Below are 23,793 nucleotides of genomic sequence, written 5' to 3'. Positions count from 1 at the left end.
CTCCCGACATACCGGGCTTGCCTCGCTTCCGACCCCCTGCGTTTAACATCAGCAAGCACCGACGGTCACGATGTCATCGCAGATCGTCGGCATTCTTCTGCCGTTAATTCCTACGCTCCTGGATGAATCACGGGCGTTCGAACTCGCCCGACCGGAAAGGGATTGCATGCCGCCGCTCAGTCGTCTCGTGCGCACCCAGTTGATCGTCGTGCTGCTGATCGGATTGGTGGCGTCGGTCTACGGCGGCATCCGATACGCGCGCCTCGATCAGGCGGCAGGCGTCGGGGTGTACCACGTGACCGTGCGGATGCCCGACTCCGGCGGACTGTTCGAGCAAGCGCAGGTCACCTACCGCGGCGTCGAGATCGGCCGGGTGCAGAAGATGTCGATCGTCCCGGGCGGGATCGACGTCACTCTGGCCCTCGACTCGAGCGAGGCGAAGGTTCCGGCCTCGGCGGTCGCCGTCGTCGCCGACCGATCGGCGATCGGAGAACAGTTCCTGGATCTGCAGCCGCCCTCCGACGCGGGACCGTACCTGCGCGACGGCTCGGTGATCGACGAGAACCGGCTGCCGCCTCGGCTCGACGAAGTGGTGCGGTCGGCCATCGACCTGACCGACACGATCCCCGTCGATGCGCTGCGCAGAACCGTCACCGAACTGGGCGCGGCGTTCAACGGCCGCGGAGACGACATGAGCCGGCTCGTCGACTCCCTCGACCGTCTGTCGAAGGAGGGCGTCGAAAGCCTCGACGAGACGATCGGGCTCATCACCTCCGCCGACTCGGTTCTGGCGACCCAGAACGAGCAGTCCGACGAGATTCTGCGCTGGTCGAAGAATCTCGACGCGGTCACCGCGACGCTGGCGTCATCGGATCCGGCGGTCCGCCGGATCCTCACCGACGGTCCGCGCGCTGCGTCGGCGCTCTCCCGTCTCCTCGACGAGACCGGCGACGAGGCCACCGAACTGATCGGCCGGCTCGGCGGGACGGTCCACGCGATCGCTCCGGCGTCCTATGCCGCCGAGCCGACGTTCTGGATGCTCTCGGCACTGTCGGCGGGCAGCCATACGGCGGCCTCGCCCGACGGTTCGATCCGATTCGGAATCGTGCTCGAAACGGGGAACCCGCCGTCGTGCACGCGCGGCTACGAGAGCACCGCGAAGATGATCGCCGAGATCAAGCGCAAGAACCCGGATTTCGACCAGAGTTACGACGACTTCCCGTTCAACACCGATGTGCACTGCACGGTGCCGACCGGCAGCCCGACGGCGGTCCGCGGCGCGAACAACGCTGCACTCGCCGATCCCGCCTACGCGCAACCGTGGGATCACACGGCCAAGAAGGACCCGGACAAGTTGAACCTCAACCCCCTCGCCACTCAGCTCGCGCAACTCATGGGCGTGCGACCGCGATCGTGATGGGGGGTCGGGGGTTTCGACTCGCTCCGCTCGCTCAACAAGCCTGGAACGTCACACGACCAGCGGGAACGTCACGCAACCCCATGGAAGGGATGCGGCTCGCTCGACTCGACTGACACGGGCTCGCCTTCCCGCTGGTTGAGCGAGCGGAGCGAGTCGAAACCGCCGGACCGGACCCCGGTACCGCTACGCGTAGCGTCGTCCCGCCGCGACGCGCGAGATGACGCCCACGACCGCCACCACCGCGCCGGCGACCCCGACGAACAACGACACCGTCGTGAGGTGATCGGCGATCACCCCGACCACCACCTCGATGGTGGAGCGCGCGGCCTGCTCGGTGTCGGCCAGCCGCTCGCTCACGATGTGCTTGGTGAATGCCGCCAGCCCCCAGCCGGCAACGCCCGCCAGGACCGCACCGACGCCGAGCCACGCGAGGACGGTGCTGCGGCGGTTGGCCACGAGCAGTGCGATGACCGCCGCGATCACGGCGCCGATCACCGTCACCCACGACACGACGTCGATGATCTTTCCACTGTCTTCGAGCGACCCCGCAGTGATCTGGCTCTGATCGATCGTCACGATCACCGGATGACCGATGGACACGGGCACCGGGATGGGGGCCGACGCGATCACCCGATTGATCATCGGACTGATGTCGAGTTCCATCATGTGCAGGTCGGCGTCCGGTGCCGGAGCGGTGAAGAGCCAACTGTGCTGCTGCCTCGCGACCTCGGAGAAGTCCTCGACGAAGCCGTCGCTGCGCGCGTAGTTCTTCGCGGCGGGCAGTACCAGGTCGCTCGCGACCTTGGATCCGGTGTTCTCCTCCACCGACGCCGCGACCTTCTGGGCGAAGTAGTCCTGCACTTCGGAGCTGTGCGCGGCTTCCGCCGCCGAAGAGGTGAACCCGTCCGACGACACGACTCTCTGTGACAGCCACATGCTCGGCACCGCGACGATCATGCAGATCATCGCGACCACGGTGAACAGGCCGGAAACTACGCTTCGCACGGTGCCGAGGCTACCGGGTGATCGCGGCGGACTGCCAAGCCGACGAGGCCGGGGTCATTCACCGATCACATCGCGCGCGCGGCCCACGATCGCCGGATCGGGGACTCCCACCAGCGCCTCGTCCTTGCCGTCGTACTCGTGCAGACTCAGCACGTACCGCATGGCGTTGATGCGGGCCCGCTTCTTGTCGTTGCTCTTCACGACGGTCCATGGCGCGAAATCGGTGTCGGTGTCGGCGAACATCTGCTCCTTGGCCTCGGTGTACGAGTCCCAGCGATCGAGCGACGCCAGATCCATCGGCGAGAGCTTCCACTGGCGCACCGGGTCGATCTGCCGGATCGCGAACCGGGTCCGCTGTTCCAGCGGCGTCACCGAGAACCAGAACTTCACCAGGTGGATGCCATCGTCGACCAGCATCTTCTCGAACGCGGGCGCCTGCTGCATGAACTGCGCGTACTGCGCGTCGGTGCAGAAGTTCATCACCCGCTCCACGCCGGCCCGGTTGTACCAGGAGCGGTCGAAGAAGACCATCTCTCCGGCTGCGGGCAGATGCTGGACGTACCGCTGGAAATACCACTCGGTGGCTTCGCGCTCGGTGGGCTTCTCCAGGGCGACGGTCCTGGCACCGCGGGGATTGAGGTGCTCGTTGAACCGCTTGATGGTGCCGCCCTTGCCCGCCGCGTCGCGCCCCTCGAAAACGAGCAGATGCCGCTGCCCGGTCTGCTTGGTCCACTTCTGCAGCTTCAGCAGTTCGATCTGCAGACGGCGTTTGGTGACCTCGTACTCGCGGCGGCTCATCCGCTCGTCGTACGGGTAGTCCTCGCGCCAGGTGTCCACCACGTTCCGGGTCGGGAGCGTCAGCAGGATGGGATCGTCGTCGTCATCGTCGACGACGGCGAACCCGGCGGTGTTCCGCAGGTCCACGAGGTGCTGCAGAGCCTCGCGCCCGGAGACCAGGCTGAGGTCGGGTCCCACGTGCTGAACGGGGTTGCTGTCGCCGGTGATTCCATCCACGTCCGTCAGATTAGCCCGGTTCGGCGGCTCCGGCACCAGCAGCGTGTCGGGGTCAGCCCGGCGCGCGGTGCACACCCGGCACGAAGCGGACGATCACCAGCAGGATCCAGGTGATCAGGACGTACGGCCACGTGAAGAGCGGCACCTGGGTTCCGAGCATGAGCCGCTCGAGCAGGACCGCCAGCAGTGCTCCGATCACCGCCATCACCCACGGCATCCACCGTCCAGAGAGGAACACGCACGCCATCGCGATCGCGACCAGCACCGACGAGTAGCCGTCGAGTCCGTGATAGTCGCGCAGCGGCGAGGACCCGATCGCGACGGCGAAACCGGCGGCCAGCGCGCTGCCCAGGAGCGCCGCCAGACCCACCCGCCAGCCCGCGACGGTCAGGCCGACGAGGATCAGCAGACCGGAGATCGGATCGTCGATCAGAACCACCTGCGAGATCCCGCTGAGGATCGCGTGCACGGCGACCTCGAAGCGGTTGCCGTCGATCTCCGCCAGCGCGCCCGCGGGCTCCTGCAGCGGCTCGGTGGCGTAGTGGACGGCCTCGGCCACCAGGCAGAACGGCGCCGTCGTCGCGGGCAGCGCGAACTGCGCGAATCCGCGGGCGGCGAACAGCGCGACGAAGGCGACGGTGATCGGACCGCACAGCAATCCGCCGACCACCGTGGCGATCACACCGGCCCAGCCCGCTCCGAGCATGGTGAAGGCCGCCGCACCCACGAGAACCCCGCAGAAGCCGTGCATTCCGGCGCGCAGCGCCGAACCGTCGGGCGACCCGGGTAAGCGGTCGCGCAGGGCGACCCCCGCGGCGGTCGAAGCCGCCAGCCCGATGACGCCCAGCAGCGCCATTCCCCAGTCCGCGACCGCGAATCCCGCCAGGATCAGCAGACCGCACCACACGTTCGGCTGGAAGTAGATCTGACCGATCCCGTTGAGTGCGGTGGCCGCCGCGTCGCGCGGCGACCCGAACGGTTCGGCCGGAGCGTCCGTCCGCGTCTCGACGTCACTCACTGCGGACCTCCTGCTTCCAGCGGTTCTCGATATCGCCGAAATGCCAGATCGCCAGTGCCGCGGCCCATGCGGCGACGAACACCCCGACGATCACGAATCCCGCGTAGTCCAAGTCGATTCCGGCGACCCACGCCAGCGGCCCGGACTCGACGTGAGTCTCGTCGGCGAGCACCCCGGCCAGTTCCACCGTGCCGATCCCGAGAGCCGCCGCCACGGAGATCGAGGTGATCGTGATGTTGTAGTAGACCTTCCGCACCGGCCGCGCGAAGGCCCAGCCGTATGCCGCGTTCATGAACACCCCGTCAGCGGTGTCCATCAGGCACATCCCGGCGGCGAACAGGATCGGCAGCACGAGGATCGCGTAGAACGGCAGGTAGAACGCCGCCGCACCGCCCGCGAGCACCAGCAGGCCCACCTCGGTGGCGGTGTCGAAGCCGAGACCGAACAGCACGCCGACGGGATAGATGTGCCACGGCTTGCGCACCGACTTCGCCAGCCCGCCGAGCAGCCGGTTCATGAAGCCGCGCTTGTTGAGCTGTTCCTCCAGTGCCTCCTCGTCGAACTCACCGCACCGCATCTCGCGAAACACTCTGACGATGCCGATGAGCACCACGAGGTTGGCCGCCCCGAGGATCCACAGGAACACTCCCGACACCGACGCCCCGATCACACCGGTGATCGAATGCAGGGTCGACGAATCGTCCTCGATCTGCCCGGCGAGTGCCCGAACGCCCACCGCCAGCAGGACCGTCAGCCCGAAGACGATGGTCGAGTGCCCCAGCGAGAACCAGAACCCGACCGAGAGGGGCTTCGGCCGGGCGGGCAGTCCGTCGGCCTGGCGATCGGCGTCGTCCGCCAGCAGTTTCCGGGTGGCGTTGTCGACCGCGGCGATGTGATCGGCGTCGAAGGCGTGCCGGAGGCCGAAGGTGTACGCCAGCATGCCCACGCCGACGGTGAACTCGGTGTGGGCACCCCCGAGTTGGAAGTGCTCGGGCGCCGCCAGACCCACGAGCATACCGATGCCCACCACGTGCAGGAGCACCACCACCGCGGTCATACCGCCGAGTGACAGGCGGTCGCGCGCCGACAGTCCGCCCCAGAGGGCCTGCAGACGGCGCACCGGTCCCGGCCGGGAGTCCGTCGAGGCGGTCACGGCCGCGCCGCCGACGGATCATCCGCCCGCGCGGGCCTGAGCAGAGAGGAAGGGAGAGTGAAGGAACCGATCCGCACTACCGTCATTCGCGAAGCATAAGCCGGATCGGCCGACTTCGTCTCAGTGCACGTACAATTCGCCCCACCGGAAGCAGCCCCGACCGGTGGTCGTGTCGTAGGTGGCGGCCATGCTGCCCAGGCACGCGACGCCGTCGCCGGTGGCGAACGCTCCGCCCGCCGCTCCGGACACCGCGACCGTGGTACCGCCGCTGCGGCCCTGCGCCACCGACGTGGAGTACGGGCCCATCGTGTACGCGTAACCGTTGCCCCGGTGGATGCCGCTCGCGAGCGCCGACGAATTGACGCCGTTGTTCTGCGCCGTCGCCGTCCCTCCGGTCGTCGCGACGGCGAGCGCCGCACCGTTGTTCGTGGTGTCCTGCGCCGAGGCGCGGCTGCCCGGACCGGCGTTCGCGATGCAATGACTCTGGCCGTTGGCGCGCTCGACGCGCTGGTTGTCGTTCGCGGTGCAGTTGGTCGACGCCGCGGCGTGACCACCGCCCAGCAACGACGTCAGTCCGAACGCCGCGGCGACGGCGGCGATCCCGAACACGACACGAAAGAACAACGACCCGATTCGCATGACTGTCCCTCTCAACAAGACGCGACTGTGCGGCCGCTCACCGGCGCACGATGCAGCCGCCACCCTACTCGCGAGTTTCGCGATTCCAGGTTCCTCACAGCCGATCGTGACCGGACTGATTCCTGCCGTGGCACCGGGCCGTGGTCGCCCCACCCGCAGGCGCGACGCGAGACGACAGAACCCCCGTCCGGGACGGGGGTTCTGTCGTCGAAGTTCGCGTCTACTGTGAGCGTCTCGAGTCCGAGTCGCGCTCAGCTGCGGCGCTTGACCTCCTCGGTGAGTCCCTTCTTGGCGGTGTCGACCGCCATCTTCTGGGCTCGCTTGACGATGAGTCCGGGGAGCTTGATCTTCAGGTCGACAGTGAGGTCGAACTTCACGTGCGTCGTATCGCCGTTCTCGGTGAGCGTGTAGACGCCGTGCTGTTCGCTGAGCTGATCGCTCTCGACCAGATCCCAGGTGCAGGTGTTGTCGGTCCAGGAGTAGTCGAGGGTCTGGTTGTCGGTCATGCCGACCGCACTCACCGAGACCTCCACGCGAGCGGGCCGCCCGTCGGCGTCCTCGGTGAGGATCTTCGCCGACTTGTGCGGGCCCGACCACTCCGGCAGGGACTCGACGTCGAGCAGCACCTCCATCACCAGCGCGAGCGGGGCCTTGAGGTCGAATTCTGTTGATGCAGAGACAGCCATGGACAGAACCTACCCCAGCCGGTGACGGTGGACCCGGCCGCCGCCGGAATCTTCACTCTCCTCAGCGCGGTTCCGCATCGGTCACGGTTTCGGGAACGGGGCGTCGAACCAGCTCGTTCAGCGTGAGCACGACGCGGTCGAGCGGCTCGACGCTGCGCCGCGCTCGGCACAGAACCACCGCGCCTTCGATGCCCGACAGGACCGCATCGGCGAGTTCGTCCGCGCGCCGGTCGTCGAAGCCCTCCTCACGGAACCGGGCCGCCAGCAGATGCGTCCACTGCAGAAAGACCTCTTCGCCGGCCTGGGCCGCCTCGGGGTCGCGCTCGCGTGCCTGCGCACCCGCCGCCACCGGGCAGCCGACCTCGAAGTCGTCTTCGATCAGCCTCCGGCGCCAGATGCCGGCGACGGCGGCCACCGCGTCGGGAAGCGGCCGCCTACGGGCGCGATTCAGCTCCGCCCCGAGTACCTCGCCCGCGAAGTAGACGGCCTCGGCCATCAGCTGAGCGCGACCGCCCGGAAAGTGGTAGTAGACCGATCCGCGGGCGGCGTCGGCAGCTGCCAGTACGTCGCCGATCGAGGTACCCGCGACTCCGTGGCGGGCGATGAGGTCGGCCGCGCACCGAACCATCGCGGCCCGCGGCGAGTCCGGCTCCGGCGATCTCACAGCCTCAGGCCTCGAGGAACCGCTCTCGCAGTTCGGACTGCGCGGCGGAGTCGATTCCGAGAGCCTCGGCGAAATACGCCTCCATGCCGCCGTGAACCCGATCCACCTCGTCGAACGCCGCCTCGAGATACTCCGGCCGCACACCCAGGACCTGCCTCAGCGCATCTGCGTCGCCGCCCGCAGCCGTGAACTTCTCGAACACCGGAGCCAGGGCCGGAACCAGACGGTCGTTGGTGAGCAGATAGTCGCTGAAGACGTCGTCGCGGGCGACGCCCATCAGCGACAGGAAGGACGCCGAGGCCCAGCCGGTGCGGTCCTTGCCGGTGGTGCAGTGGAACAAGGCCGGCGATCGGTCCTCGCCGAGGAGCCCCTCGTAGAAGCGGCGGTAACCGGTCTTCGCACTGTCGAGGGTGATCATCTGGCGATACGTGCCCGCCATCGTCGAGATGGCGCCGCCGCTCTCGAGCACCCGATTGATCTCGGCGACACCCGCCGGATCGGTCAGGACGGTCGCCAGGTTGGCGGGTACGGCGGTCTGCGCATCGGCCAGGACGTCCAGGTGCACTTCGGCGACGTCGGCCCACACCGGGTCCGGCATCGCTTCGGTCTCGCCGGCCGACCGCAGATCGTAGACGGTGCGGAGGCCGAGAGTCGCGGCGATCTCGGCGACCGCCGACGAGTCGTGAACGATGGACCGGAAATCGGTGGACCGGAACAGCATTCCGTGGCGGACCGGCCGCCCGTCGACTCCGACCCATCCGCCGAGATCACGCAGATTGGGGAGCACGGGGAACGGACTGGGGGCGCCGGGGACCCGGGTCTGCTGGTCGGTCATGAAGTCTCATTATGCTCAGCCGAGGCTCGGCACGCTGTCTAACATGGCGGATGTGAGCACTCTCCCAGACGCCCACGACGGCGAGCCGCTGACCGATTCCCTCCCCGCAGACCTCGTCGCCGACGTCGACCGGATCATCGACGCCGACACCGACCGGCTGGTGGAGACGTTCAAGGACATCCACCGCAATCCCGAACTCGGATTCGCCGAAGTCCGGACCGCCCGCATCATCGAGCTGGCCCTGCAGAACCTCGGCTTCGACATCACGACCGGGATCGGTACCACGGGGGTGGCCGCCATCTACCGCAACGGCGACGGTCCGGTGGTGATGTACCGCGCCGACATGGACGCACTGGCGGTGCAGGAGGAGACGGGCGTCGAGTACGCGAGTGAGAAGCGGGTCACGCGCGAGGACGGCACCGAGGTGCCGGTGGCCCACGTCTGCGGCCACGACGCGCACGTCACCTGGATGCTGGGGATGGCGCACGCACTGATCGAACTCAAGAACCGCTGGTCCGGGACCCTGGTCCTGATCGGTCAACCCGCAGAGGAACCGATCACCGGAGCCAAGGCGATGGTGGACGACGGTCTGTACAACTTCATCCCCAAACCGGACGTGTTCATCGGCATGCACACCGCGCCCGCCCCGGTGGGGGTGGTCGTCTCGTCTCCGGGGCCGCGGCTCGCGGGCACCGATCAGCTCGACATCCTCTTCCACGGTGTCGGAGGCCACGGCTCGATGCCGCAGAAGGCGAAGGACCCGGTGCTGATGGCCGCGATGGCCATCGTGGAGTTCCAGACCATCGTGTCGCGGATGATCGATCCGCAGCAGACCGCCGTGCTCACCGTCGGCGCCGTCCACGCCGGCTCCGACAACAACGTGATCCCCACACAGGCCCTGCTCAAGGCGAATCTGCGCTGGTACGACCCCGCGGTCCGGGAGATCATGCTGTCAGCGGTCGAGTCGGTCGCCGACGGGATCGCCAGGACGTACGGGATGCCCGAGGACAAGCTGCCGGAGATCACCCTGAAGGGCGGGTCGAGTCCGCTGGTGAACGACCTCGAGTTGTCCGAACGCATGGCCCGAACGCTCGCGGCGGTCCTCGGCGACCAGCAGATCGTCACCGACATGCCGCGAGCCACCGGTTCGGAGGACGTCCAGCTGCTGAAGGGCCCGTACCCGGAGATGCCGTTCAACTACCTCCTGGTCGGCATCGCGAACCATGAGACCTTCGCGGCGGCTCAGGCGCAGGGCGAGCCGTTCCCGTTCGCTCCGCACAACCCGAACTATCTGGTGGACCTGTCGGCCATCCCCTTCGGCGCCAAGGTCGCCGCCTACTCGATGCTCGGCCTGTTGAACCGGAGCTGACCCCGCGACGCCGAAGGCCGGCCACCCTTCGGGTGACCGGCCTTCGTTCTGCGTGGAATCGCAGGGGGTTCTGAATCAGATCAGAAGCCCATGCCGCCCATCTCGTCGGCACCCGGCATGGCCGGAGCGGCCTTTTCGGGCTTGTCGGCGACGACGGCCTCGGTGGTGAGGAACAGACCGGCGATCGAAGCCGCGTTCTGCAGCGCCGAGCGGGTGACCTTGACCGGGTCGTTGATGCCCGCGGCGAGCAGGTCCTCGTAGGTGTTGGTCGACGCGTTCAGGCCGGTGCCGAGCGGCGAGTTGCGGACCTTGTCCGCGACGACGCCCGGCTCGAGGCCTGCGTTGACGGCGATCTGCTTGGCCGGAGCCTCCAGAGCGACCTTCACGATGTTGGCGCCGGTGGCCTCGTCGCCCTCGAGAGCGAGACCGTCGATGGCCGGCTCCGACTGCAGCAGGGCCACGCCGCCGCCGGCGACGATGCCCTCTTCGACGGCAGCCTTCGCGTTGCGGACGGCGTCCTCGATGCGGTGCTTGCGCTCCTTGAGCTCCACCTCGGTGGCAGCGCCGGCCTTGATGACTGCGACACCGCCGGCCAGCTTGGCCAGACGCTCCTGCAGCTTCTCACGGTCGTAGTCGCTGTCGCTGTTCTCGATCTCGCCGCGGATCTGTGCGACGCGGCCCGAGATGGCGTCGGCATCGCCGGCACCGTCGACGATGGTGGTCTCGTCCTTGGTGACGACGACCTTGCGGGCGGTGCCCAGCAGCTCCAGGCCAGCGCTCTCCAGCGACAGGCCGACCTCTTCGCTGATGACCTCGCCACCGGTGAGGATGGCGATGTCGGCCAGCATGGCCTTGCGGCGGTCACCGAAGCCCGGGGCCTTGACGGCGACGGACTTGAAGGTGCCCTTGAGCTTGTTGACGATCAGGGTCGAGAGAGCCTCGCCCTCGACGTCCTCGGCGATGATCACCAGCGGCTTACCCGACTGGATGACCTTCTCCAGCAGCGGCAGGAGGTCCTTGATGGTCGACACCTTGCTCGAGACGAGCAGGATGTACGGATCCTCGAGGACGGCCTCCTGGCGGTCGGCGTCGGTGACGAAGTAGCCCGAGATGTAGCCCTTGTCGAAGCGCATGCCCTCGGTGAGCTCCAGCTGCAGACCGAAGGTCTGAGCCTCTTCGACGGTGATGACACCCTCGTTGCCGACCTTGTCCATCGCCTCGGCGATCAGGTCGCCGATCGACTGGTCGCCGGCCGAGATGCCCGCGGTGGCAGCGATCTGCTCCTTGGTCTCGACCTCCTTGGCCGACTTCAGCAGCGACTCGGTGACGGCCGCGACGGCCTTCTCGATGCCGCGCTTGAGGCCGAGCGGGTTCGCGCCGGCCGCGACGTTGCGCAGACCCTCGCGGACCAGCGCCTGTGCCAGAACGGTGGCGGTGGTGGTGCCGTCGCCGGCGATGTCGTCCGTCTTCTTCGCGACTTCCTTGACCAGCTCAGCGCCGATCTTCTCGTACGGGTCCTCGAGTTCGATCTCCTTGGCGATCGAGACACCGTCGTTGGTGATGGTGGGGGCGCCCCACTTCTTCTCCAGGACGACGTTGCGACCCTTCGGTCCAAGGGTGACCTTGACGGTGTCGGCGAGGCTGTTCAGGCCGCGCTCGAGTCCGCGACGGGCCTCTTCGTCGAAAGCAATCTGCTTTGCCATTGGTAAGTGATCCTCCGGTAGGGGGTGACACTAAGTCTTCTGGGCCGGACTCGATGCCCGCGACGGACGACCGGGGTGTCTGTTGGACCGATCTCACCGTTCCGACCTGGCACTCACACTCCGTGAGTGCCAGACTCCGTTTTAGCACTCGCATGGTGAGAGTGCAAGGTCTGGCCCCGGAGCTCGACGGCCGCCGCTTCGGCGCGTATAAGCAGGTCACCAACCACGTCCCGGGCCGCTACCTCTTGGTGCGGTCGAGTCCCAGCTGGTCGGTGATGTAGAAGAACGGATCGGTCTGATCGCTGAGGCCGACGACGTTGGCCGCACCCGGACCGTACGCCGCGATCCGGACCTGCCCGCCGGTGTGCTGCTCCTCCCCCGGCTCGAGCGAGGTCCCGTAGTTGACCGCGATCGGGTCGCCGTCGCGACCGGTCAGCAGCCGGGTGAGTCCGGGCATCGGCAGCTCCGGATGCGGTTCCACCACCTGGCTGGTGTGCGCATGGTCGCCGGTGACGATCACCAGCGTGTTCTTGTCCTTCTTCGCGAAGTCGAGCGCCTTGCTCACCGCATCCGACAACTGCACCGTCTCGCCGATCTGACCGCACGGATCGGCGTCGTGGTTGGCCTTGTCGACCGACCCGGACTCCACCTGCAGGAAGAACCCCTTGTCGTTCTTCAGCAGGTCGATCGCCTTCTGAGTCATGTCTCCGAGCTTGGGCGTGGCCGAGGTGAACGCGGGATTGGGCGCGCACCGGACCGGCGGCTGCTCGATGCCGTCCTTGACGGCGGTCGCCTTGTCCCAGATGCGCGGCAGGTTGCCGTCGGCGAAGACACCGAGCACCGGCTTGTCCTGGTCCGCTACGGTCACATCGTGCATCTCGTCCGCCGAGCGGACGATCTGATAGCCGCGCTCCTTGGCCTGCGCCTCGAGCGTCTTCCCCTGGTATCGGCCCGCCGTGGCCGTCTGCGCGAAGGTGGCCCACCCGCCGCCGAACGTGACGTCGGGGCGGGCCGCCAGGAGCTGTTCGGTGATCGATCCCGCGCCGCCGTTCTCAAGCGCGTTCTCCGGGCACTTCTCGGTGGTCTCCTTCGGTCCGTAGCACTTGCGCTGAGTCACGTGCGCCACCTGTACGGCCGGCGTCGCATCCTGCAGTTCGGTGGTCGTGACGTCTCCGGTGCGCAGGCCGTTGGCGCGGGCGATCTCCAGGATCGTGCGTTGCGGCACCCCGTTCACGTCGACGCCGACAGCGCCGTTGTACGTCTTCGTCCCCGTCGACCACGCCGTGCCGGAGGCCGCCGAGTCGGTCGTGTAATCGGGCTTGTGGGTGTCCTTGTTCAACGAGTACGTGGTGTAGTCACCGCTCAGCGGAAGCTCGTCGATAGCGGGGATCGCGCCGGCCGCACCCCACTGGTAGTTGCGAGCCAGGGTCAGTTCCTGATTCGCGGTGCCGTCACCGATGATCAGGATGACGTTCTTGGCTCCCGACTTCTGAATCGAATCGGCGATCGCCTGCGTCTGATCCTCCGCCAGCCGCCGGGCACCGCCGTGCACCGTGATGTCGCCGGTGGCCGCGCGCGAGATGTCGACGTCTGCGGCCTTGTCGCCGTCGACGCCGACCGAGCACGCGCCGAGCACTCCGGTGAGTCCGAGAGCTGCTGCCGCGAGTGCGCCCGCCCTGCGGGCCTTCTTCTTCTCCAGGTTCTGAGCCATGAAAGGTATGCCAACAGTCGCATATGAACGGCTGTCGGCCTCGAACCGAACTCCATTCGACGAGCGGGTGCCCGCCCGAGTCGATCCGGCGTACCGGAGGCGAACGCCCGGTGAATCCGCCTGCGGCCCGGCGATCCGGCGTCGACCGCGAGACACGCTTGCTAGCGTCGATTCGTGATTGCGCATGTCGGGTGAGTTGATCGCGATCGCCGTTCTCGGCGTCGCGCTGGCGACGGTCCTGATCGTCGTCGCACTGCGCACGCGCCGAGTGGTGAGCACACCCCACGAGCGCGCCGTGCACGACACCCTGCACACGGCGGCGCTGGCCGCCCGGCCGCTCCGCCGCGGTCTCACCGCCGAGTCGGCGGCAGAGGCGGCCGGCCCGTTGCGGGCGCTCACCGGCGCCGACGGACTCGCGCTCTACGACGCCGAGGGATCGCTCCTGACCTTCGACGGCGACGAACAGCTGTGGACCCCGCCGATGCGCTCGGCGGCCGCCGCGCTGGCCGCCGACACGCTCGCGAACGGCCGCCACTGCGTGCAGCGAGATCCCGCGGACGGCGTCGGTCCCCTGCGCAGTCTCCTGGCCGCGCCGCTGATGGCCGACGGCATCGGCATCGGCGCACTGGTCGTGGCATCGGTGACCGAGCCCGGCCCCGGCCGTATCGGCGCCATCACCGAGGTCGCACGCTATGCGGCCAGCCAACTGCAGCTCGCCGAGCTCGACGCCTCCCGCGCGCGACTGGATCGCGCCGAGGTCCTCGCCCTCCGCGCACAGATCAGCCCGCATTTCATCTACAACGCACTGAACACGATCGCATCCTTCGTCCGCACCGATCCCGACCGCGCACGCGAGCTGATCCTCGACTTCGCCGACTTCACGCGCTACTCCTTCCGCGCCGCGGGCGAGTACACGGTACTGGCCGACGAACTCCGCAACATCGACCGCTACCTCACGCTCGAACGAGCGCGTTTCGGGCCCGGGCTGACGGTGAAGGTTCAGGTGGCACCCGAGGTCCTCGGCGTCGTCGTGCCCTTTCTCGCACTGCAGCCGCTGGTGGAGAACGCCGTGCGGCACGGCCTCGCCGGGCGCCGGGACGGAACCATCTCGATCGTCGCGCGCAACGCGGGACCCGACTGTCTGCTGAGCGTGGAGGACGACGGCGTCGGCATGGATCCGGAACTGCTGCGCACGGGTGCGATCGACGCGCTCGACCCGGCCGGACCGCGGGAGTCCGACGGCGCACACGTCGGACTGACGAACGTCGACCAGCGGCTGCGCGCGGCGTTCGGCAACGACTACGGCCTGGTCGTCGAGACGGCGGTGGGAGCGGGAACCAAAGTCAGCATGCGCATCCCGAAGTTCGCCGCGGGCATCCACGCCGGAGGCCCGGCCGCCGCGCTACGGTTTGACGGACGGGAGGAGAGCAGCTGATGACCGGCCTCACCGTGCTCGCCGTGGACGACGAGATCCCGGCCCTCGACGAACTGACCTACCTGCTGAACCGTCACGACGCGGTGTCGGCGGTGCACAAGGCGTCCGACGCGACCCAGGCGCTGCGCGAACTCGCCGAGCGCCGGATCGACGCGGTGTTCCTCGACATCTCCATGCCGGGACTCTCGGGCATGGAGCTGGCGGCGGTCCTGGCCAACTACTCGGCGCCGCCGCCGATCGTCTTCGTCACCGCGCATGACGACCGCGCGGTCGAGGCCTTCGACGTCGGTGCCGTCGACTATCTGCTCAAACCACTGCGAGCCGAACGGCTCGATCAAGCGGTGGGCCGCATCCTCGCCTCCCTCGCCGGCGGCGAGGGTCCGGTCCGGACCGAGGAGCCGGACGAACCCGCCGACGATGTGATTCCGGTGGAGTCGGGCGGGATCACCTCGCTGGTGCAGCGCGACTCCATCTCGTGGATCGAGGCGGTCGGCGACTACGCCCGACTGCACACCGACACCGGCGCGTACCTCGTCCGAGTCACTCTCTCGACCCTCGAATCACGCTGGGGAGGAGCAGGTTTCGCACGCGTTCACCGTTCGTACCTGGTGGCGCTGCCAATGGTGACCGGCCTGCGGTCCACCGGGGCGTCGACCATGGTCCGGGTCCGGGCCAACGGCGCCTCGCCCGCGGTGGAACTGCCGGTGAGCCGCAGGCAGGTGCGCGAGTTGAAGGACCGATTGGTCCGTGACCCGATGCGGACCTTCCGTTCCGGGCGGGACGGCTGATCCGTGGCGCCCGACTCCGCCCGTGAACCGACCCCACAGCGCGAACGCGTCGTCCTGTCCGAGCGGCGAGGCGCGCGCATGGTCCGCACCCGAGTGCAGGTGGCCGAGCAGACCGGCGTCGGCGAGCATCTGGTCCGCGGACTGGTCCGCGCCCAGCTGGCGCTGGCGCTGCGGCTCGGCGTGGCCGTCCTCGCGATCTTCGTCGCCATCCCGCTGATCGGCGCGACCGTCGAACCGTTCGTCGACGCGACGGTCTTCGGTCTGCGCCTGAACTGGCTGATCCTCGGCCTGCTGCCCCTTCCGCTCCTGTATCTGGCGGGTCGCCTGTACATCCGGCTGGCCGAGCAGGCCGAACGCGACTTCGTCCGGCTGGTGGACGCCGACTCCGACAGCGCCGACGACCCGGGCGGCGGTACGCGATGATCACCGAGCACGTCGCGGCACTGACGGTGGCCGCCGTCCTCCTCGCGGCCCTCGGCACCGTCGCGGTCGGCGCCTACGGCGGACGCGGCTCGCGGTCGACGTCCGACTTCCTGGTCGCCTCACGCAGCATCGGTGCGGGATGGAACGCCGCGGCGATCGCCGGCGAGTACCTGTCGGCGGCGTCGTTCCTCGGCGTGGCCGGGTTGGTCGCCAAGTACGGTGCCGACGCGCTCTGGTATCCCATCGGATTCACCGCCGGCTACCTCTCGCTGCTGCTCTTCGTCGCCGCTCCGCTGCGCCGGTCGGGCGCGTACACCGTGCCCGACTTCGCCGAGTTCCGGCTGGCCTCGACTCGGGCGCGCAAGGCCGCGATGGTCGTGGTGATCGTGATCTGCGTGCTGTACCTGGTGCCGCAGTTGCAGGGCGCCGGGCTGACCCTGAACATCCTGCTGCACGTACCGCCGTGGGTCGGGGTCACCGCGACCGGACTGCTGGTGATCGTGAACGTGGTCGGCGCTGGCATGCGATCGGTGACCTTCGCGCAGGCGATCCAGTACTGGCTCAAGCTCACCGCCGTCGCGATCCCCGCGCTGGTGCTGGCCGCGGTGTTTCTGAACAGCCCGCAGCGCCTCGGCGATCCGCTGCCACCGCGGGTGTCCGCGGACACCACCGTCCGGGTCGACACCCCGGTGGAGGTGACGGTGACCGACCCGGCGGGCGTTCGGGCGACCGGCGACGTGGACCGCGCCGCGGTCGTCGACCAGCCGTTGAGCGCGGGCACGCACCGTCTCGATCGCGGCGCGGTCATCGACCTCGCCGAGGGCGCCGCGACCCCGGTGGTGGCGAACGCGCCGCAGACCGGGTCGGCCTGGATGGAATCGGGCGGCGGCCTGGGCGGGGGCCATCCGCTCTATCAGGTGCTCTCGCTGATCGTGGCGACCTTCCTGGGCGCGATGGGCTTGCCGCACGTGCTCGTGCGGTTCTACACCAATCCCGACGGCCGTGCCGCACGGCGGACGGCGTTGAACGTGATCGCGGCGCTGGCGGTCTTCTACCTCTTCCCGACCGTCCTCGGCGCACTCGCCCGCGCGTGGGTCCCGCAGGTCCTGGCGACCGGCACCGCCGACGCCGCCGTCCTGCTGCTGCCCGCCTCCGCGCTGCACGGGGCCTGGGCGATCGGGCTGTCGGCGCTCGTGGCCGCCGGCGCCATGGCCGCCTTCCTCGCCACCTCGTCCGGACTGCTGGTCAGCATCGCCGGCGTGATGTCGACCGACCTGATGCCCCCGGGAGTCCGCAGCTTCCGCATCTGCGCTCTGCTCGGCGGGGCGGTGCCGATCGTGATCGCCCTCAACGCCGGGACACTGGAGTTGTCACGGTCGGTGGGCCTGGTCTTCGCGGTCTCGGCGGCCACGCTGTGCCCACTGCTGGTGCTGGGAATCTGGTGGCGCGGACTCACCGCCGCCGGTGCGATCGCCGGACTCTGCGTGGGCGCGACCACGTCCGCGCTGGCGGTCGGAGTAGCGGTGACCGGGGCAATCGACGAGGGTGCGGGCGCCGGCTGGCTGTCGGTGATCGCCGGGTTCCCCGCGGCGGTCACCGTTCCCCTGACCTTCGCCACGATGGTCCTCGTCAGCCTGGCCACCAGATCGCGGATCCCGGCGGTCACCGGCGCCGCCTTCGCTCGGATGCACGTGCCCGAACGGCTCGGGCTCGGGGTGGAACGGACCCCGTCGGCGCAGGACTGACCGCTACCGTTCATCGGGCGGCGGCGACCGTTCACCGCACGGCCGCCATGGCTCGTCGCTCAGGTCACAGACGACATTCCCTGTGACTGTCGTCTCACTCATGATTTGTGCAGCTACATCCCCGCAGCACACCAGCAAAGGAGTGATCGTGACCGTCACCGATCATGCCGCGCCGAAGGACATCAGTCCTTCCCAGGACGAGTTCCTCGTCGCGCAGGCCAGCCCAGAGTTCCAGAGGTTGCGCACCGCGCTGCGCCGCTTCGTCTTCCCGATGACCGCCTTCTTCCTCCTCTGGTACGCGGGCTACGTCATCCTCGGCGCCTTCGCGCACGACTTCATGGCCACCCCGGTCTGGGGCAACATCAACGTGGGCCTCATCCTCGGACTGCTGCAGTTCGTCACCACGTTCGGCATCACATTCCTGTACGTCCGGTTCGCCAACCGCGATCTGGATCCGCAGTCGGAGGCCATCCGCGAGAACTTCGCGGACGGCACCTACTCGACGGCCGGAAAGGCGCAGCGATGAACCACGTGCTCGCCGCCGAGACCGTCGGCAACCCGGCCATCAACATCTCGATCTTCGTCGCATTCGTCGCGGTGACCATGATCGTCGTCATCCGCGCCAACCGGAAGAACGCCTCGGCCTCCGAGTTCTTCACCGCCGGCGGCGGGTTCTCCGGCCCGCAGAACGGCATCGCCATCTCGGGCGACTACCTCTCGGCCGCCAGCTTCCTCGGCATCGCCGGCGCGATCGCCGTCTACGGCTACGACGGATTCCTGTACTCCATCGGCTTCCTGGTGGCCTGGCTCGTCGCGCTGCTGCTGGTGGCCGAACTGCTGCGCAACACCGGCCGGTTCACGATGGCCGACGTGCTGAGCTTCCGGCTCAAAGAGCGGCCGGTCCGCATGGCCGCCGCACTCTCGACCCTGGTGGTGTCGCTGTTCTATCTGCTCGCGCAGATGGCGGGAGCCGGCGGCCTGGTCGCACTGCTCCTGGACATCCACGACCGCACCGGACAGTCCATCGTCATCGCCGTCGTCGGCGTGCTGATGATCGCCTACGTGCTGATCGGCGGCATGAAGGGCACCACCTGGGTGCAGATCATCAAGGCCGTCCTGTTGATCGCGGGTGCCGCGGTGATGACCTTCCTGGTCTTGGGCAAGTTCGGTTTCAACGTCTCGGAGATCCTCGGTCAGGCGCAGAACGCCATGGGCGATTCGGCGGACAAGGCCGTCGCCTCGCGCGACGTCCTCGCGCCCGGTGCCCAGTACGGCGGATCGACGATGTCGAAGGTCAACTTCCTGTCGCTGGGCCTGGCCCTCGTTCTCGGCACCGCCGGTCTGCCGCACGTGCTGATGCGCTTCTACACCGTTCCGACCGCCAAGGAGGCCCGCCGCTCGGTGGTCTGGGCGATCTCCCTCATCGGCGCCTTCTACCTGTTCACGTTGATCCTCGGCTACGGCGCCGCCGCGCTCGTGGGCCCGGACCGGATCCTGTCCTCCGCGGGCAAGGAGAACGCCGCCGCTCCGCTGCTGGCCCTCGAACTCGGCGGAACGGTGCTGCTGGGTGTGATCTCCGCCGTCGCGTTCGCGACCATCCTGGCCGTGGTGGCCGGGCTCGCGATCACCGCCTCGGCATCGTTCGCCCATGACATCTACGCGTCGGTCATCAAGCGCGGCAAGGCATCCGAGGACGATCAGGTGCGAGTCTCGCGTCGCTGCATCGTGGTGCTCGGCGTGGTCAGCATCATCCTCGGCATCCTCGCCAACGGTCAGAACATCGCCTTCCTCGTCGCGCTGGCGTTCGCGGTCGCGGCGTCGGCGAACCTGCCGACCATCGTGTACTCCCTCTACTGGAAGCGGTTCAACACCCGCGGCGCACTGTGGAGCATGTACGGCGGCCTGATCTCGTGCATCGTCCTGATCGTCTTCTCCCCCGCCGTCTCCGGCGGCGCCAAGGCGATGATCCCCGGAGCCGACTTCGCCTGGTTCCCACTGTCGAATCCCGGCATCGTGTCGATCCCGCTGGCCTTCGTGCTCGGCATCGTCGGGACGCTGACGTCGCCCGACCGCGGTCGGCCCGGCCGCAACGCCGAGATGGAGGTCCGTTCGCTCACCGGAGTGGGCGCCGAAGGCGCACTCGCTCACTGATCCCCGATACGCACTGTGCCCCGTCCGCAAGGGCGGGGCACAGTGCGTTCGGCGTGGGCGGAGACGCCCGGTGGATCAGTCCTGGATGCGGGCGAACGGCCGGGCGGCCTCGAGTTCGAAGGCGAGTTCGAGCAGTGTGCGCTCGCCTCCGAGGTCGGCCGAGAAGTGCATCCCGAGCGGCAGACCGTTCGCACTCCGGCCGAGCGGCAGCGTGATGGCCGGGGTGCCGCTGCTGTTGTTCGCGGGGGTGAAGGCGACGTAGTCGACGAGCCGGGCGAAGATCTCGTCGAAGTCGCCGTCCGGCGCCAGGTAGCCGATCTCCGGCACGGCGTGCGCGAGCGTCGGCGAGAGGATGCCGTCGTACCCCTCGAACGCGCTGCGGAATCTCGCCGTCGCCCGCTTGAGCCCGATCACCGACGCCGGCAGGCGGTAGAAGTGCTTGAGGAAGGCCGCCGACAGCCCCTTGGTGAACGGGTCCAGTCGCGAGCGGTCGAATCCCTTGCCCACCGACCTGCCGCCCATTCGATCGATGCCGAACGCCAGCAGCGCCCAGTAGTCGGTGAACTGGGCGATGTACGAGCGGTCGACGGGCATCGGAACCGATTCCACGCGGTGCCCGAGCGATTCGAGCAGTTCGACGGTCGCCGCCAGCTCGCGATCGGTGTCGTCGTCCAGGAGCCGGCCGGTCAGAGGCGTGTTGATCAGTGCGACGCGGAGCCGCGCCCGGCCCGGACCTTCGACCAGGCCGATCGGCGGCAGCGAGGCGACCTCCCGCTGCCGTTCCAGATCCGCGTAGTAGTGCGCGGTGTCGCGAACCGACCGCGTGACGACGCCGTTGCTCACCAGGTCGATCGGCAGGCCGTGCATCTGCTTGGCCTGCGCCACCCGCCCCCGCGTGGGTTTGAGACCGACCAGCCCACACGCCGCCGCGGGGATGCGGATGGAGCCGCCGCCGTCGTTGGCGTGCGCGATCGGCACCGCCCCCGCCGCGACCAGCGCCGCGGCACCGCCCGACGACGCACCGCAGGAGTAGTCGGTGTCCCACGGATTGCGGGTCGGCGGCCGATCGGCGAACTCGGTGGTCGCGGTGAGACCGAAGGCCGGCATCGTCGATGCACCGAGGATGTTCAGCCCCGTGCCGACGAGCTCACGCGTCACGGCCTCGTCCGCGCGCGCGGGGACGTTCGCCACCGCCGCCGAACCGTGGAGCGTCGGGATCCCTGCGAAATCGGTGTTGTTCTTGATCAGCGAGGGCACACCGGCGAACACGCCGGTGAAGTCGTCGGCCTCCGCCCGCGCCAACGCGCGTTCCCGATCGTCGACGGCCACCGCCGACAGTCGCGGCTCCACCGCGTCGATCCGGGCGAGCGCGGCACGCGCCGCCTCGGCGGCCGAAATCGCTCCGGAGGCGATGGACGCGGCCAGCCCGACCGCGTCGAGGTCACCGAGGCAGTCGTCGGCGAATGAGTGAACGTGTTTCATGCCGATCACGCTAGCCGAGGCCGCCCGCCTCCGGCCCCCGCCCGAGTCAACTCGCGCGAGCCCTTCTCCCGACCCGGCCGAGCGGGTAAGACTACAGAGATGCAGCTGCAATTCACTCCCGAGGAAGAAGCCTTCCGCCGAGAACTCCACCACTACTTCACCACCGAGATCCCCGCCGAGATCCGCCAGAGATGTGAGGCCGGTGCGCTGAACTACCCCGAAGACATCGTCACCACCACCCGGATTCTGAACAAGGCGGGCTACGCCGTGCCGCACTGGCCGGTGGAGTGGGGCGGTCGGGACTGGACGCCCATCCAGCATCACATCTGGCGCGAGGAGATGTCTCTCAACTTCGTGCCCGACCTGCTCCCCTTCAACGCGGGCATGGTGGGCCCGGTCATCGCGCAGTTCGGGTCGCAGGAGCAGAAGGAGAAGTTCCTGCCCGCCACCGCGAACCTCGACATCTGGTGGTGTCAGGGCTTCTCCGAACCCGAGGCCGGCTCCGACCTCGCATCGCTGAAGACCCGCGCGGTCCGGGACGGCGACCACTACGTCATCAATGGACAGAAGACGTGGACCACGCTGGGGCAGTACGCCGACTGGATCTTCGCTCTGGCCCGGACCGACCCGGACGTGAAGAAGCAGGCGGGCATCAGCTTCTTCCTCTTCCCCATGGACACGCCCGGTGTCGAGATCCGGCCGATCCAGTTGATCGACGGCAGCTATGAGGTCAACGAGGTCTTCTTCTCCGACGTCCGCGTCCCGGCGGAGAACCTGGTCGGCGAGGAGAACCTCGGCTGGACGATCGCGAAGTTCCTCCTCGGCAACGAGCGGTCGGGCATCGCCCGCGTCGGATGGACCAAGACCAAGGTCGCCGGGGCCAAGAAGCTCGCCGCCCGGACTCGCACCGCCGCCGGCACGCTGCTGGACGATCCGCTCTTCGCCGCGCGGCTCGCGAACCTGGAGAACGAGCTGCTGGCGCTGGAGATCACCCAGCTCCGGGTGGTCGCCGGATCGGCCGACGGGAAGCCGAATCCGGCGTCGTCGCTGCTGAAGCTCCGCGGCTCCCAGCTGCAGCAGGACGCCACCGAACTGCTCGCCGACATCGCCGGACCCGACTCGCTTCCGGTGTCGGCGATCGACTCCGCCGCGGAGGGCGACCCCGCGGAGATCCTGAGCCCCGACTGGGCCCAGCTGACCGTCCCGGCGTATCTCAACCACCGGAAGGTGACGATCTACGGCGGGTCCTCGGAGGTCCAGCGGCAGATCATCGACAAGGCCGTACTCGGCCTCTGATCGCGCAGACACCCCGACTCCGATACCACTTCACAAGGAAGACAATGGAATTCGAACTCTCAGAGGAACAGGTCCTGCTGCGCGACACCGTCCGCGACGTACTGGGCAGAAAATACGGCGACATCGAGAACCTGCGCGCGGTCACCGACACCGAACTGGGCTGGAGCCGCGACGTGTGGTCGGCGCTCGCCGAGATCGGCATCCTGGGTCTGGTATTCGACGAGGCCGACGGCGGCACCGGCGCCGGACCCGAGGAACTCGCACCGGTGATGGGCGAGTTCGGCGCGACGATCGCACCCGAACCGTTCCTCGACGCCGTCGTGGTACCCGGACTGCTGGTGACCCGCACCGCCGACCCCGAGACCCGAGCCGAACTCATCGGCGGCCTCTCGTCGGGCGAGCGGCTCTGCGCCTTCGCCCACCACGAGAACGGTGATCGCTGGCCAGCGTTCGCGATCGCCACGTCCTTCGCCGACGGCCGGTTGACGGGCACCAAGTCGCTGGTCGCCGCGGGCGACTGCGCCGACACCCTGGTGGTCTCGGCCCGCGACGAGGCCGGCCAGGTGGGTCTCTACCTGGTGGACGGGACGGCCGAGGGCCTGACGCGCACCGGCTACCGCACCCACGACCGCCGCCGTGGCGCACAGATCGAATTCGACGGTGCGCCGGCCACCCGCCTCGGTTCCGGCGACGCCACCGCCGTCATCGCCGAGGTGGAGGTACTCGCCCAGACCGCCCTGTGCGCGGAGGCGGTCGGAGCCATGCGGGCGTCGCTGGAGATGACCACCGGATATCTGAAGACCCGCAAGCAGTTCGGCGTTCCGCTGGCGACCTTCCAGGCGCTGACCCACCGCGCCGCCGACATGTACGTCTCACTCGAGCTGGCCACCAGCCTCAGCGTCTACGCGACGGCGGCGCTCGCGGAGGGCCGCGTGGACCCCGTCATCGCCTCCCGCGCCAAACTGCAGATCTGCCGTTCGGGCAGGCACATCGGGCAGGAGTCGATCCAGATGCACGGCGGCATCGGAATGACGGCCGAGTATCCGGTGGCGCACTACGTCAGCCGGCTCACCGCGATCGGGCACACCCTGGGCGACGCCGACAGTCATCTCCAGCGGCTTTCGGCGTCGATCGGCGAGTGGGACATGGTCACCGTGGGTTGAGCCTGCGCCCGGCCCGAACGGCGGGCCACCGAATCTGTGACCGTCGGTCACATGTACTAAGGTGACCGAAACCCCAGCGCCGAGCCGCTCGGC

21 protein-coding genes are annotated in these 23,793 nt (G+C 68.6%); 10 read left to right on the top strand and 11 right to left on the bottom strand.

What is annotated here, in order from left to right; genetic code table 11:
• Nucleotides 1–166: 166 nt before the first annotated feature.
• Nucleotides 167–1,417, top strand: a complete 1,251-nt coding sequence (locus ACZ5QD_RS17115; RefSeq protein WP_464366963.1) for an MCE family protein — start codon at nt 167–169, stop codon at nt 1,415–1,417.
• A 186-nt stretch (nt 1,418–1,603) separates the two neighbouring features.
• On the opposite strand, the gene ACZ5QD_RS17110 is transcribed toward ACZ5QD_RS17115, so the two are convergent.
• From ACZ5QD_RS17110 to ACZ5QD_RS17075, 8 genes are all read right to left on the bottom strand, one after another.
• Entirely contained in the window at nt 1,604–2,425 is an 822-nt protein-coding gene (locus ACZ5QD_RS17110; protein WP_412475503.1) for a hypothetical protein, read from the bottom strand.
• A gap of 54 nt (nt 2,426–2,479) precedes the next feature.
• Nucleotides 2,480–3,430, bottom strand: a complete 951-nt coding sequence (gene ppk2, locus ACZ5QD_RS17105) for a polyphosphate kinase 2 (RefSeq protein WP_039867673.1) — start codon at nt 3,428–3,430, stop codon at nt 2,480–2,482.
• Between the two features lie 61 nt (nt 3,431–3,491).
• Nucleotides 3,492–4,457 carry an urea transporter gene (locus ACZ5QD_RS17100; protein WP_412475502.1) on the bottom strand — a complete coding sequence of 322 codons (966 nt, stop codon included), beginning with the start codon at nt 4,455–4,457 and terminating at the stop codon, nt 3,492–3,494.
• Nucleotides 4,450–5,610 (bottom strand): Nickel transporter NicT, encoded by a 1,161-nt coding sequence (gene nicT, locus ACZ5QD_RS17095; protein WP_464366962.1) that lies wholly within the window; start codon nt 5,608–5,610, stop codon nt 4,450–4,452. Before nicT ends, ACZ5QD_RS17100 begins: the two co-directional genes overlap by 8 nt.
• A 120-nt stretch (nt 5,611–5,730) precedes the next feature.
• Nucleotides 5,731–6,234, bottom strand: a complete 504-nt coding sequence (locus ACZ5QD_RS17090) for a DUF6764 family protein (RefSeq protein WP_231650280.1) — start codon at nt 6,232–6,234, stop codon at nt 5,731–5,733.
• 266 nt (nt 6,235–6,500) lie between these two features.
• Nucleotides 6,501–6,935: an SRPBCC family protein gene (locus ACZ5QD_RS17085; protein WP_006896945.1), complete on the bottom strand. Its 435-nt coding sequence runs from the start codon at nt 6,933–6,935 to the stop codon at nt 6,501–6,503.
• A 61-nt stretch (nt 6,936–6,996) separates the two neighbouring features.
• Nucleotides 6,997–7,599, bottom strand: coding sequence for a TetR/AcrR family transcriptional regulator (locus tag ACZ5QD_RS17080; protein ID WP_045539312.1), 603 nt, complete (start codon nt 7,597–7,599; stop codon nt 6,997–6,999).
• A 4-nt stretch (nt 7,600–7,603) separates the two neighbouring features.
• Nucleotides 7,604–8,434: a tyrosine-protein phosphatase gene (locus ACZ5QD_RS17075; protein WP_006896947.1), complete on the bottom strand. Its 831-nt coding sequence runs from the start codon at nt 8,432–8,434 to the stop codon at nt 7,604–7,606.
• 43 nt (nt 8,435–8,477) lie between these two features.
• On the opposite strand from ACZ5QD_RS17075, the gene ACZ5QD_RS17070 reads away from it, so the two are divergent.
• A complete protein-coding gene (locus ACZ5QD_RS17070; RefSeq protein WP_231650281.1) occupies nt 8,478–9,803 on the top strand; it encodes an amidohydrolase in 1,326 nt (441 codons plus the stop codon).
• Nucleotides 9,804–9,883: 80 nt separating this feature from the next.
• Here ACZ5QD_RS17070 and groL read toward each other — a convergent pair whose 3' ends face one another.
• A complete protein-coding gene (gene groL, locus ACZ5QD_RS17065; protein WP_006896949.1) occupies nt 9,884–11,506 on the bottom strand; it encodes a chaperonin GroEL in 1,623 nt (540 codons plus the stop codon).
• A 238-nt stretch (nt 11,507–11,744) separates the two neighbouring features.
• On the bottom strand, nt 11,745–13,217 hold the full coding sequence (gene phoA / locus ACZ5QD_RS17060; RefSeq protein ID WP_062366214.1) for an alkaline phosphatase: 1,473 nt from the start codon (nt 13,215–13,217) through the stop codon (nt 11,745–11,747).
• A 184-nt stretch (nt 13,218–13,401) separates the two neighbouring features.
• Here phoA and ACZ5QD_RS17055 point away from each other — a divergent pair, with 184 nt between their 5' ends.
• The 6 genes from ACZ5QD_RS17055 (at nt 13,402) to ACZ5QD_RS17030 (ending at nt 19,759) form a co-directional block, all read left to right on the top strand.
• Nucleotides 13,402–14,652: a sensor histidine kinase gene (locus ACZ5QD_RS17055; protein ID WP_006896951.1), complete on the top strand. Its 1,251-nt coding sequence runs from the start codon at nt 13,402–13,404 to the stop codon at nt 14,650–14,652.
• Nucleotides 14,652–15,440 (top strand): LytR/AlgR family response regulator transcription factor, encoded by a 789-nt coding sequence (locus ACZ5QD_RS17050; RefSeq protein WP_045540818.1) that lies wholly within the window; start codon nt 14,652–14,654, stop codon nt 15,438–15,440. The genes ACZ5QD_RS17055 and ACZ5QD_RS17050 overlap by 1 nt, the downstream gene beginning before the upstream one ends.
• A 78-nt stretch (nt 15,441–15,518) precedes the next feature.
• Nucleotides 15,519–15,863, top strand: coding sequence for a hypothetical protein (locus tag ACZ5QD_RS17045; protein WP_231650341.1), 345 nt, complete (start codon nt 15,519–15,521; stop codon nt 15,861–15,863).
• Nucleotides 15,860–17,608 carry a sodium/solute symporter gene (locus ACZ5QD_RS17040; RefSeq protein WP_464366961.1) on the top strand — a complete coding sequence of 583 codons (1,749 nt, stop codon included), beginning with the start codon at nt 15,860–15,862 and terminating at the stop codon, nt 17,606–17,608. The genes ACZ5QD_RS17045 and ACZ5QD_RS17040 overlap by 4 nt, the downstream gene beginning before the upstream one ends.
• A gap of 148 nt (nt 17,609–17,756) precedes the next feature.
• On the top strand, nt 17,757–18,134 hold the full coding sequence (locus ACZ5QD_RS17035) for a DUF485 domain-containing protein (protein WP_433820268.1): 378 nt from the start codon (nt 17,757–17,759) through the stop codon (nt 18,132–18,134).
• Nucleotides 18,131–19,759 (top strand): solute symporter family protein, encoded by a 1,629-nt coding sequence (locus ACZ5QD_RS17030; protein ID WP_045540670.1) that lies wholly within the window; start codon nt 18,131–18,133, stop codon nt 19,757–19,759. The genes ACZ5QD_RS17035 and ACZ5QD_RS17030 overlap by 4 nt, the downstream gene beginning before the upstream one ends.
• A gap of 75 nt (nt 19,760–19,834) precedes the next feature.
• Here the strand turns inward: ACZ5QD_RS17030 and ACZ5QD_RS17025 are convergent, their stop codons facing one another.
• A complete protein-coding gene (locus ACZ5QD_RS17025) occupies nt 19,835–21,241 on the bottom strand; it encodes an amidase (RefSeq protein WP_464366960.1) in 1,407 nt (468 codons plus the stop codon).
• 99 nt (nt 21,242–21,340) lie between these two features.
• Here ACZ5QD_RS17025 and ACZ5QD_RS17020 point away from each other — a divergent pair, with 99 nt between their 5' ends.
• Both ACZ5QD_RS17020 and ACZ5QD_RS17015 read left to right on the top strand, forming a co-directional pair.
• The gene (locus ACZ5QD_RS17020; protein ID WP_375003036.1) at nt 21,341–22,537 is read left to right on the top strand and encodes an acyl-CoA dehydrogenase family protein; all 1,197 of its coding nucleotides are present in this window, start codon (nt 21,341–21,343) and stop codon (nt 22,535–22,537) included.
• Between the two features lie 44 nt (nt 22,538–22,581).
• Nucleotides 22,582–23,700, top strand: coding sequence for an acyl-CoA dehydrogenase family protein (locus ACZ5QD_RS17015; RefSeq protein ID WP_222110932.1), 1,119 nt, complete (start codon nt 22,582–22,584; stop codon nt 23,698–23,700).
• Nucleotides 23,701–23,793: the final 93 nt, after the last annotated feature.

It is taken from the genome of Gordonia sp. J1A (genome assembly GCF_055393515.1).
Note: the sequence above shows the minus strand (reverse complement) of the source record. Positions and strands in the feature narration are given on the sequence as shown.

Bases quoted from the DNA above. Each gene is read 5' to 3' on its own strand.
- ACZ5QD_RS17070 (WP_231650281.1), top strand. From the start codon at position 8,478: ATGGCGGATGTGAGCACTCTCCCAGACGCCCACGACGGCGAGCCGCTG.
- ACZ5QD_RS17055 (WP_006896951.1), top strand. From the start codon at position 13,402: ATGTCGGGTGAGTTGATCGCGATCGCCGTTCTCGGCGTCGCGCTGGCG.
- ACZ5QD_RS17025 (WP_464366960.1), bottom strand. From the start codon at position 21,241: ATGAAACACGTTCACTCATTCGCCGACGACTGCCTCGGTGACCTCGAC.
- ACZ5QD_RS17015 (WP_222110932.1), top strand. From the start codon at position 22,582: ATGGAATTCGAACTCTCAGAGGAACAGGTCCTGCTGCGCGACACCGTC.
- groL (WP_006896949.1), bottom strand. From the start codon at position 11,506: ATGGCAAAGCAGATTGCTTTCGACGAAGAGGCCCGTCGCGGACTCGAG.
- ACZ5QD_RS17030 (WP_045540670.1), top strand. From the start codon at position 18,131: ATGAACCACGTGCTCGCCGCCGAGACCGTCGGCAACCCGGCCATCAAC.
- ACZ5QD_RS17040 (WP_464366961.1), top strand. From the start codon at position 15,860: ATGATCACCGAGCACGTCGCGGCACTGACGGTGGCCGCCGTCCTCCTC.
- ACZ5QD_RS17050 (WP_045540818.1), top strand. From the start codon at position 14,652: ATGACCGGCCTCACCGTGCTCGCCGTGGACGACGAGATCCCGGCCCTC.
- ACZ5QD_RS17085 (WP_006896945.1), bottom strand. From the start codon at position 6,935: ATGGCTGTCTCTGCATCAACAGAATTCGACCTCAAGGCCCCGCTCGCG.
- ACZ5QD_RS17045 (WP_231650341.1), top strand. From the start codon at position 15,519: ATGGTCCGCACCCGAGTGCAGGTGGCCGAGCAGACCGGCGTCGGCGAG.
- ACZ5QD_RS17115 (WP_464366963.1), top strand. From the start codon at position 167: ATGCCGCCGCTCAGTCGTCTCGTGCGCACCCAGTTGATCGTCGTGCTG.
- ACZ5QD_RS17020 (WP_375003036.1), top strand. From the start codon at position 21,341: ATGCAGCTGCAATTCACTCCCGAGGAAGAAGCCTTCCGCCGAGAACTC.
- ACZ5QD_RS17075 (WP_006896947.1), bottom strand. From the start codon at position 8,434: ATGACCGACCAGCAGACCCGGGTCCCCGGCGCCCCCAGTCCGTTCCCC.
- phoA (WP_062366214.1), bottom strand. From the start codon at position 13,217: ATGGCTCAGAACCTGGAGAAGAAGAAGGCCCGCAGGGCGGGCGCACTC.